At 71.2% G+C, this 9836-nt stretch carries 9 protein-coding genes; 5 read left to right on the top strand and 4 right to left on the bottom strand.

Annotation, left to right across the window (positions count from 1 at the left end; translation table 11 throughout):
• Positions 1-70 precede the first annotated feature (70 nt).
• On the bottom strand, positions 71-2056 hold the full coding sequence (locus ACWD3D_RS27455; RefSeq protein ID WP_451463470.1) for an ATP-binding protein: 1986 nt from the start codon (positions 2054-2056) through the stop codon (positions 71-73).
• Positions 2057-2429: 373 nt separating this feature from the next.
• Between ACWD3D_RS27455 and ACWD3D_RS27450 the strand changes: the two genes are divergently transcribed.
• The 3 genes from ACWD3D_RS27450 to ACWD3D_RS27440 all read left to right on the top strand — a co-directional run bounded on the left by ACWD3D_RS27450 (position 2430) and on the right by ACWD3D_RS27440 (position 5727).
• Positions 2430-3830: an FAD-binding protein gene (locus ACWD3D_RS27450; protein ID WP_451463469.1), complete on the top strand. Its 1401-nt coding sequence runs from the start codon at positions 2430-2432 to the stop codon at positions 3828-3830.
• Between the two features lie 184 nt (positions 3831-4014).
• On the top strand, positions 4015-4659 hold the full coding sequence (locus tag ACWD3D_RS27445; RefSeq protein WP_451463468.1) for a peptide deformylase: 645 nt from the start codon (positions 4015-4017) through the stop codon (positions 4657-4659).
• 177 nt (positions 4660-4836) lie between these two features.
• Positions 4837-5727: a Bax inhibitor-1/YccA family membrane protein gene (locus tag ACWD3D_RS27440; protein ID WP_451463467.1), complete on the top strand. Its 891-nt coding sequence runs from the start codon at positions 4837-4839 to the stop codon at positions 5725-5727.
• Between the two features lie 48 nt (positions 5728-5775).
• Here ACWD3D_RS27440 and ACWD3D_RS27435 read toward each other — a convergent pair whose 3' ends face one another.
• Positions 5776-6447 (bottom strand): hypothetical protein, encoded by a 672-nt coding sequence (locus ACWD3D_RS27435; RefSeq protein ID WP_451463466.1) that lies wholly within the window; start codon positions 6445-6447, stop codon positions 5776-5778.
• Positions 6448-6503: 56 nt separating this feature from the next.
• Positions 6504-7097: a TetR/AcrR family transcriptional regulator gene (locus ACWD3D_RS27430; RefSeq protein WP_451463465.1), complete on the bottom strand. Its 594-nt coding sequence runs from the start codon at positions 7095-7097 to the stop codon at positions 6504-6506.
• A 261-nt stretch (positions 7098-7358) separates the two neighbouring features.
• On the opposite strand from ACWD3D_RS27430, the gene ACWD3D_RS27425 reads away from it, so the two are divergent.
• Both ACWD3D_RS27425 and ACWD3D_RS27420 read left to right on the top strand, forming a co-directional pair.
• Positions 7359-7745 carry a hypothetical protein gene (locus ACWD3D_RS27425; RefSeq protein ID WP_451463464.1) on the top strand — a complete coding sequence of 129 codons (387 nt, stop codon included), beginning with the start codon at positions 7359-7361 and terminating at the stop codon, positions 7743-7745.
• Between the two features lie 281 nt (positions 7746-8026).
• Complete coding sequence (locus ACWD3D_RS27420) at positions 8027-8341, top strand: hypothetical protein (protein ID WP_451463463.1); 315 nt, start codon at positions 8027-8029, stop codon at positions 8339-8341.
• Positions 8342-8755: 414 nt separating this feature from the next.
• Here ACWD3D_RS27420 and ACWD3D_RS27415 read toward each other — a convergent pair whose 3' ends face one another.
• The gene (locus ACWD3D_RS27415) at positions 8756-9607 is read right to left on the bottom strand and encodes an alpha/beta fold hydrolase (protein ID WP_451463462.1); all 852 of its coding nucleotides are present in this window, start codon (positions 9605-9607) and stop codon (positions 8756-8758) included.
• Between the last annotated feature and the right edge of the window lie 229 nt (positions 9608-9836).

Genomic DNA, 9836 nt, shown 5'->3' with positions numbered 1-9836 from the left:
GGATGCGCTGGGGTGTCGAACTGGACGAGCTGATCCCCGACTCACGGCTGCTGGTCCTGGAGAACAGCGGTCACATGGGGCACGTCGCGGCGACGGCCGCCTGGATGTAGAGGAAGTACCACGCGTAGAAGCGGTAGTCGTGGTTCTCGCACAGGGCGAGCCCTTCGTCGGCGAGCCGTGCGGCGTCCTCCCACCTCCCCAGATGGAAGTAGTCCAGACCCAGGTGCATGAGTGCGCCCAGATGCCTGCGGACCGGCGCGGTGCCCGCACGGCCCTGCTCCACCAGCCGGTGGGTGGCCCACCGGAAGTCCCCGAGCCGGTCCGCGAAGACGGCGGCCGTGCCGACGCGTATCACCTGGGTAGGGGCATCACCCACGGTGGCGATCAGCTCCGTCAGGCGGGCCAGGGCCGCGGGGCCCGTGCGCGCCGGGTCGGCGAAGGTCTGGGCGATCACCCACAGCAGCTCGGGCGGTCCAGGGGTGAGCCGGCCCAGGAAGGTGAACAGCGGCTTCCACAGCTCCGTCACACCGCGGTACCAGCACAGCAGGACCAGCAGGTGCAGGGCCTCGACGAGAGCGTCGTCCGAGGCGTCATAGCCGTGTGTCCCCGTCTCGATCGCACCGACCAGCAGCCGGTACGCGGTGTCGATGTCGCCGCCCCTGTTGATCAGCAGGAACGCGGACGCGGCAGCCGCGTGCAGAGACTCCCTGCCGGTGGCGTGGATGAGGCGGGCGCCCGCGAGCAGGCGCGAGGCGTCATCCAGTTCACCGCTGGAGTCCACCCCCACATAAGCCGCTTCGGCCAGTCGACGGCCCTCGTCGGCCGCGCTGGGGCTGAGCCCTGCGGCACGGGTCAGCGCCGCCACCGCGCCGAGGGCGTCACCGCGGCCGAGTTGCTGCCGCGCGGCCTCTTCCAGCAGGGAGGCCACCGACTCGTCCGGTCCCACGGCGGCCTCGCCCAAGTGCCAGGCGCGGCGTTCCAGACGGTCACCGAGCACTCCGGCCAGTGCGAGATGGGCCCTTCTGCGTTCCGAGGGGGTCGCCAGTTCCACCACGGCGGACCCGATCAGCGGATGGCGGAAAGACATCCTGCGGTTGTCGGCGGAAAGCGTCACGAGCCGGTCGCGTTCCGCCGGAGTGAGGTCGTCCGCGGTCGCCCGGCCTACGGCGGCGGCCTCGATCGAGGCAAGGTCGCCGTGGCCGTCCAGGGCCGCGAGCAGCAACAACTCCCGGCAGTGGGCGGGCAGCGCGGCGACCCGCGAGGCGAACAGCGCCTGGAGGCGCTCGCTCAGCGGCAGCATCGACGGCACCGCCGCCAGCGTCGCGCGCTGCTCGGCGGAGAGCGCGGTCGGCAGTTCCACCAGGGCCAGCGGATTGCCGCACGCCTCCGCGACGACACGGCGCCGGACCGCGGGCGAGACGTCGGGGTGGGCGCGGGCCAGCAGTTCGGCGGACGACACCTCGTCGAGCGGCCGGAGCCGGTGCTCACTGAGACCACTGGATTCGAAGAAGTTGTCCGAGCCCTCACGGGAAGCGGCGAGGAAGCCGATGCGGCTGCCGACGAGCCGCCGGGCCACGAACCCGAGGACGGCGTTGGTCGCCCGGTCGAGCCACGGCAGATCGTCGACGACGATCAGGAGCGGAGACCGTGCGGACACCAGGCGCAGCAACAGCAGTACCGCGGTGGAGGTCAGCAGTCGGTCGGGAACGGGTCCGCTGCCCACCCCGACCGCTACCCGCAGCGCGTCACGGTGTGGGTTGTCCAGGATCTCGAAGTCGTCGAAGAGCGGGACGAGGAGCTGGTTGAGGCCGGCGTAGCCGATGTCCGCCTCGAACTGCACCCCGCCCGCCCGCAGGACGCGGACACCCTGGCGCGCGGCACCCCGCGCCACCGCGTCGAGCACCGCGGTCTTGCCCACTCCCGCCTCTCCGGAGAGCAGCAGCGCCGCGCCCTGCACCTCGGAGTTGTCGAAGAAGGACCGGATGAAGGCGAGATCCCGCTCGCGTCCGACCAACCGTGCGGAGACGGCGCAGACTGCCGGGTCCGGCTCGTTCATCGGGCTGCCTCCAGCGGCCGGCGTAAGGGAGCCCGGTGCCCAGGGCCGAATCGGCCACGTACGCACTCGGCTTCGAGCGGGCCCATGCAACCATCGCATTCCAAAAGATGTCCAGATCGCGGTCATGCCCCTTCCTCGCTCCCCCCGCGCGCCCCCGACCGGCTCACGGAAGGCGGACGAGGCGGACACCCTCGTGCACCTCGTCCACCCGCGCAGGCCCCGCGTCGTCCTGTGGCGAAATCCGACATGCGCGAAGTGAACGAAGCAGTGGTCACCGCACGTTTCTCTGGCATCCGGGAGCGTTCCCGTTCGTCCCACGTGTGACGGACCCGAACATATCGAAGAGCGCTCCGTATGTGTGAGTGAGGTTGTGATGCACGTGTCCAGTGTTCATTTCCGGCCGGAGGACCTGGCTGCCCTGCGGGGGTCCGTGGGCGGCCCCGTACTGGAGCCGGGAGCAGAGGGGTACGACGAGGAGTGCGCCACGTACAACCTGCTCTGCGGTCTGCGGCCCGCCGTCGTGGTCGGCGCCACCAGCTCCGACGACGTCCGCGAGGCTGTCCGGTTCGCGGTGCGGCACGGGCTGCCCGTGGCGGTGGCGTCGGCAGCCCATCAGGTGGTCTCGCCGGCCCGGGACGGGCTGCTGGTCACGACCCGCCGGATGCGGGGCCTCGTCGTCGACGCCGAGGAACGCACCGTACGGGCGGAGCCGGGCGTGCGCTGGAGCGACGTGCTGCCGCGCACCGCCGAGGCGGGTCTCGCCCCGCTCGCGGGCTCGGCTCCGGAGGTCGGCGTCGTCGGATACACCCTGGGCGGCGGCCAGAGCCCGCTGCTGGGCCGGAGCCTGGGCTACGCCGCCGACCACGTACGCCGGGTGGACGTGGTGACCGCGGACGGCGAGCTGCGCCGGGTGACCCCGCAGAGCGAACCCGACCTGTTCTGGGCGGTGCTGGGCGGCAAGGGCAACTTCGGCATCGTCACCGAGCTCGAATTCGACGTCTTTCCCGTCTCGCGCTTCTACGGCGGCGGCATCTGGTTCGCGGGCGAGCACCTGGCCCCCGTCCTGGACGCCTGGCGTGCCTGGCTGCCGACGGTGGGGGAGGACATGACCTCCTCCGTGGCGATCCAGCGGCTGCCCGACCTCCCCGTGCTGCCCGAGCCGCTTCGCGGGGCTTTCGTCGTCCACCTGCGCATCGGCTACCTGGGCTCGGCGGACGACGGTGCGGAACTCGTCGCCCCGCTGCGCGCGGCCGCGCCCGCGCTGATCGACCTGGTGGGGGAGAGGCCCTTCACGGCGATCGGTGAGATTCACATGGACCCGGTGGCCCCCATGCCGTACTTCGACCGCAGCGTCTGCCTGGAGGAGTTCTCCGAGAAGACGGCGCAGACGCTGGTGGAACTGACCGGTCCTGATTCCGCATGCACCCTGGCGAACGTGGAGATCAGGGCGCTCGGCGGCGCGTTCGACCGCGAACCCGTCGTCCCGAACGCGGTCTCCAGCCGCGGTCTGCCCTTCGTCGTCTTCGCGTTCGCGATGGGGGCGCCGGACCGGGCGGAAGCGTTGCGGGCCGACCTCGCGAGGGTCGTGGACGGTCTGGCGCCCTGGGCGGCCGGCCGGGCGATGGTGAACTTCCTCTCGCCCGAGGAGGCGACCGACGCCCAGGGTGTGCGCGAGGCGTACGGGCCGGAGCGGTACGACCGCCTCGCCGAGGTGAAGAAGCGTTACGACCCCGCCAACGTCTTCCGGTTCAACCACAACATCGTGCCCGCCTGACAACGGGCCGTGCGTCCCGCCCCGCCGCCGTCCGGCACGACCGGCGGACGGCGGCGGGCCCCGCATCGGGACGGAGGGCGGCGACGGCGGGCGTCGATGCCGACCGGCTTCCGGACCGTGCCTCAAAAGCCGCCCAGGGAGCACCCGCGCACATGTGTCTCGTCACGACTGGCAGGCTGTCCCCATGACAACGTCGACAACACACCGGTCCCTGCCCGAGCGGGTCGAGGAACTCCTGGCGAGCGGCAGCCCGCTCCCGATCGTCACCGCCGGAGAGCCCGTGCTCCGCACCGTCGCCGAGCCCTACGACGGACAGCTCGACGACGCCCTCCTGGAACGGTTCGTCCGCGCGCTGCGCGACACGATGCTGGCAGCACCGGGGGTGGGCCTCGCCGCACCCCAGGTCGGCATCCCGCTGAGCATCGCGGTGGTGGAGGACGCTGCCCCCGGCGCCCCGGAGACGCTCCAGGCGCGTGGACGTACCCCGCTGCCCTTCCGGGTACTGGTCAACCCCTCCTACGAGCCCGAGGGCGACGCCAGGGCCGCGTTCTTCGAGGGCTGCCTGAGCGTGCCGGGCTGGCAGGCGGTGGTGGCCCGGCACGCCCGGGTGCGGCTTCGTGGTCAGGACGAGCGCGGCGGGTCGATCGACGAGGTGTTCACCGGCTGGCCCGCGCGCATCGTGCAGCACGAGACCGATCACCTGCGCGGCACGCTCTACCTCGACGTGGCCCGCACGCGGTCGCTCTCCAGCAACGAGGCCGTGGCGGAGTACTGGTCCCAGCCCACCCCCGAGGCCGCCGCCGAGGTGCTGGGCTTCGAGCTGCCGTGACTGCCCGTCGGGTGCTCGCGCCCGGCGCGCACCCGACCGTCAACTGACTGATGCGCACGCTTTGTCCGGCCGGTCAGGCTGAGGCCCGCCGACACTTCCGGTGAGCCCGACGGCCGGACGGAATCCCGCCTCGGCGGCCGGGTGCCGGTACGTCCCCCAGGGAGAAGAGGAACTGGCGTGATACCGGTCGAACAGCGTTCGTTGAAGAGCAGCAACCCGATACTCTCCCGCCCGCAGTTCAAGCGGAGCGGCGGGCAGAAGACCGCGGTCATGGACCCGCGGGCCGAGGTTCCCGTCGCCAGGAGCCGGTCCGGGACCGTACGCGGTACGGACCGTGCTCCCGGCGAGGGGACCGCACCCGTACCGGTCCTCGTCGGTGACCTGCTGACCATGGACGGGGTCCTTTCCCGCGCGGCGGTGGCTCTCGGCGTCTCGGCTCTCGCAGCCGGGCTGACGTGGACCCTGCCGTCGCTCACGACCCTCGGCGACGGCGCCTCCTACGGCATCACGGGCGTCGCCGCGCTGATCGCCGCGGCGCTGGTGGTGGTCCAGTGCCGCCGGAACCTGCCGTCCATGGTCCTGACGCTGGCGTTCGCGGCTTTCCAGGGGGTGTTCCTCGGCATGCTCGCCGCGACCACGTCCCGCCACCTCTCGCCGGGCGTCTTCGTCCAGACGGTGCTCGCGACGATGGCCGCCTGCGCCGGCGCGCTCCTCGCCCACGGACTGCGATGGTTGCGGGCTCATCGCCGGGCGCGTGGCTACGTCGGCGGCGGGCTGCTCGGCGCGGGCCTGCTCGTCCTCGCGAACTGGCTGCTGTTCCCGCTCACCGGCGCGGACATGCTGGGCCTCGCCCCGTTCGGCCTCGGCGTCTTCATGGGCGTCGTCGGCCTCGCTTTCGGCACATCGTTCGCATTCCTGCACCTGCGGCAGGTGGAGAAGGGCATCGCCCACGGGATCGCCCGCGCGCATTCGTGGACGGCGGCATTCGGGCTCACGCTGACCCTGACCTGGCTCTACGTGGAGACCGTGCGGCTGCTCACCCTCTACCAGGGCGACGACTACTGCTGAGTGCGGCCCGCCACCCGGTCGGACGTCCGGCCGGTCGGACGAGTCGGATCAGACCGCCTCGATCAGTACCGTAACCAGAAGCCCGGCGGTGTAGGCGACAGCGTAGAAACGCAGCATCGGCTGCCGGGGCGCACGCAGCAGCAGGAACAGGGCCACGACGGCCGTGGCACCGATGACGAGGGTGTCGAACCCCGCCTTCTCGAAGGCCAGGTTGGCGGTGATACCCGCACCGATGAACAGGGCGTTCACCACGAGCAGGACGTTGTCCCACGGGCGCGGCGCCCGGTCGGTGGGGAAGAGGAGCTGAGTGAGCATGATCGTGACGTTGAGGAGCGTGAACCCCAAGAGAAAGACGACGTCGGAGAAGACGTCGTCGTTGAAGGCGATCACCCGGCAGACCTCGGGCAGGCTCTCGGCACAGAACCGTCCGTGCAGGTAGTTGGTGATCTCGTGGTCGCCGAGGCTCAACGCGTAGAGGTACGCGCCCAGGATGAACACCGCCCCCAGGGCGAGTACCGCACGTGGTCGGACCTGGTGCCGGGAACCGGTCACCAGGTGGGCGGCGACCAGGTAGTACAGCAAAACCGTGCACAGTCCGAGCAGCATGTTGTTGGCTTCGACCCGACGCAGGAAGCCGTTGTCCGCGACGGGTGCGAGCATGCCGTCCGCCTTGCGGTTGACCGAGATCAGCACCACGACCAGCGAGTCGAGGGTGAGCAACAGATGCAGCCTGCCGTGGACCGGGCGGACCACCCGCGCGGGGAGACCGGGCGCCTTCACCGTGGCTGCCGGGCCGCCGCCGTCAGAGCGGGGGCCGCCCGGACCGTGTCCGGACTGCACAGACCCCGCATCAGCACCTCGAAGAGCCGTGCCGCCCTCGCGCGCGGTTCGTCCTTCGGCTCCACTTGCCACAAGGGACCGAGCAGCAACAGTACGTCCTCCGCGGTTGCCCCGGACACGATGGTTCCGGCCACCTCGTTCGCCGCGATCAACGCGGACAAGGCGTTCAGCAGGGGCCGGTACGCCTCCTGGCACTGCGCCGTCAGCTGGCTGTGGACCCCGCCCATCGTGTCGGCGAACTCCGGCGCGCACCTGCCGACTCCCAGCAGCCGTTCCAGCCATGCCCGCAATGCCTGCTGCGGGCTCAGGGTGTCCAGCAGCACGGGTACGGCGGTGACCAGGTCCCCCACCTCGCCGCTGTACACCTGGAGCACCAGGAACTCGCGGCTCGGAAAGTGACGGTAGAGCGTTCCCTTGCCGACGCCCGCTCTGTGCGCGATGGACTTGAGTGAGGTGTCACCGGGGCCGTTGAGCACCTCCGTCGCGACTTCGAGGATACGCAGCCGGTTGGAGCGCGCGTCGGACCTCATCGAAACTCGGCCTCTCTTGTGGGCATACGGCGTCGTGGACCAAGGGCTGATGCCTGACACACACCTTGCCGTGTTTCATCTCCCGTGCCCGCACGACGCCCCGCGGCATGAGCCGGTGCCGGAAGACCTGCGAGACACATATTCTGGTGTTCAAACCTACACTGCCCCGCACCCGGCGCCGACATGCGTTCTGGACGCTCGCACAGGGGCGGAACAGGTGAAATGAACGCACATCACTCTGAGCAGAGGCCCCGCATACCCATGTCACACACCCCGCTCTCGTCCACGGCTGTCCAGGATCGCGCCGCGCTCGCGGTGGAACGGCTCACCGATCTGGTCGAAACCCTCACCTCCGATCTCGACGGGGGGCGCTGGAGGCCGGGGCCGCTGGAGCGTGCCATGGCGTCCCGCCTCCTGGTGGCCCACGCCGAGGACGGTCGGATCACTTCGGAACACCTGCGCGGGACGGCGTGGGAGGGAAGCCTCGCCCTGACGTACGCCGGTGGCGGACGCCTGTCCTGGCTCCTCGCCCAGCTCGACGAGGTGACCATCCACTCAACGCCGTACGCGGGGCCGGCGCTCGAAGCCGCCTTGCGGGTGCTGGAGCGTGCGGAGCGGAGCGAGGGCGCGGGGGACGACCGGTCCTGACGGGCCATCACTTCCTGCCGCAGTCAGATGACGGATGTGGCCGGCACCGCGCCTCCGGAAGACTGGCGACGCGAAGCGCGGCGGACCGCGCACGGAGGGAGAGAAACGTGACGAGCCATCACAGGTGCAGCCGACACTGCCGGGGGCGTTCGCCGGCCGGGCCGGCCTCGTCGGGACGGCGTTCCGGGAGACCCCGTACCGGGGGCCCCGTCCTCACCCTGGTACGGAACCCCGAGGCGTCCGGGCCGCCCGTCCAGCTCTCCGCCCTGACCGAGGCTCCTATGCCGGCCGACGCCCGCGGCGCGCTCGTCACGCCGACGGGCGGCGGGCTCATGGCCACCTGGATGCCGCTGGATGGCCCCTCGCGCGTACCGCGGGGGCAGGTCCTGCTGTCCTGGGTGCCCACGAGCAAAGGACGCGTGGACGTCAGGGCCCACCTCGGCCTCGCCCACGGTCACGTTCTGCTCGCCGTCTGGCCGAGTATGTCCGGCGAATGGTCCCGCGTGGTCCGTCCCACCGTCACCGAGGTGACGGAACTCCACGCGGTGCTGCGTGTGGCGACGACGGCACTGGAACGCCTGACCGACTGCCATTGACGGCGTGAGTGGCGGTTCCGCTGTCGGCCGCTCGGGGCTCCGAGGGCGGTGGTGGTGCGCAGGCTTCCGCCACACCCGCGCCTCACCCGCGCCTCGACAACGCCTCGACAACGCCTCGACAACGCCTCTCACGACGCCTCTCACGACGAACAATCTTGCAGGTCGTATCCCCGCGAGCCGACCGCCGTGCCTGCGTGGCGTGAACCGGCGCTGCCCCGGGCCGTCGGGTTCGGCCTGGGGCAGCGGTCGGGGCGAGGTCCGGGCCGGGGTCCGGGTCCGGGGTCCGGGTCCGGGGTCCGGGTCCGGGGTCCGGGTCCGGGGTCCGGCGCGGGTACCAGGAACGCCGGGGGAAGATCCGCGGCCGGCCGGCCGTGATCCGTGGTACGGGGGAAGGGCGTTGCCTCGTCGCGGGCGTCAGCGCACCGTGGCCCGGGCAGCCTGCTCGATCACGTCGGCGACGAGCCGCGGGTGGGAGACGGCGACCGAGTGGGACGCGGCGACCTCGGTGGTGTGGGCGTGCGCGCGCTCGGCCATGAACCGCTGGACGGTCGCGGGGATGTTGAGGTCGCGGGTGGTGATGATGTCCCAGCTCGGCTTGGTCTTCCAGGCGGCGCTGGTGGCCTTCTCCTCCAGGGCTGCCTGCGCGACGGGACGCTGTCCGGCGGCCATGAGGGCCGCCTGTGCTGCGGGTACGTCGGCGGCGAACTGGTGGCGGAACTTGTCCTGCTGGATGTACAGGTCCGTGGCGGTGGAGCCGCCCGCGACCGGGTAGGTGACCGGGTCGAGGGCGTCGGGGAGCGTGGAGCCGGGGTACTTGTTGGTCAGCTCCAGAGCGCTCTCGCCGGCGGCCGGCAGGAAGGCCGCGACGTAGACGAGGCCCTTGACCTGGGGGTCGTCGGTGGCGGCCTCACTGATGACGTTGCCGCCGTACGAGTGGCCGACAAGGATCTTCGGTCCCTCGACGTGGTCGAGGACCGTGCGCAGGGCGGCCGCGTCGGAGGCGGGGCCGCGCAGCGGGTTGGCGGCGGCGACGACCGGGTAGCCGTCGGCGCGCAGGGCGGAGATGACGCCGTTCCAACTGGAGGCGTCCGCGAAGGCGCCGTGCTCCAGAACGATCGTCGGCTTGACGGAGTGTCCGGCGGCAGTGGTCTTCGCAGCCCCGCTGGCGGTGCCGCTGAGGGCGAACGCCCCGAGTGCGAGTCCCGCGGTGAGCGTCGAGACCACACCCGTCACCAGCCGCTTGCGTCCGCCCTTGGTGTTTCCCACGACATGTTCCTCTCGATCATTCGACGGCCGTGACGGGCCTGTTCACGCGCATCCGTCACCGTTCTGACTGGTGATTAATCTGGCATGTGAATCGTCACCTGTCAAACCGGTGACGACAAGGTCTCGCCTCCAACCCTCCCGATACGGCGGCGGGGTGGTGACGGCGATGCGGCGGCGGTCGACTTGAGTCAATTGTCCGCAGATGTGGAGGGTGCGCGACCTGGGCCCG

The sequence above is a fragment of the Streptomyces sp. NPDC002690 genome (assembly GCF_053592415.1).
This window is presented reverse-complemented; position numbering and strand designations above follow the sequence as displayed.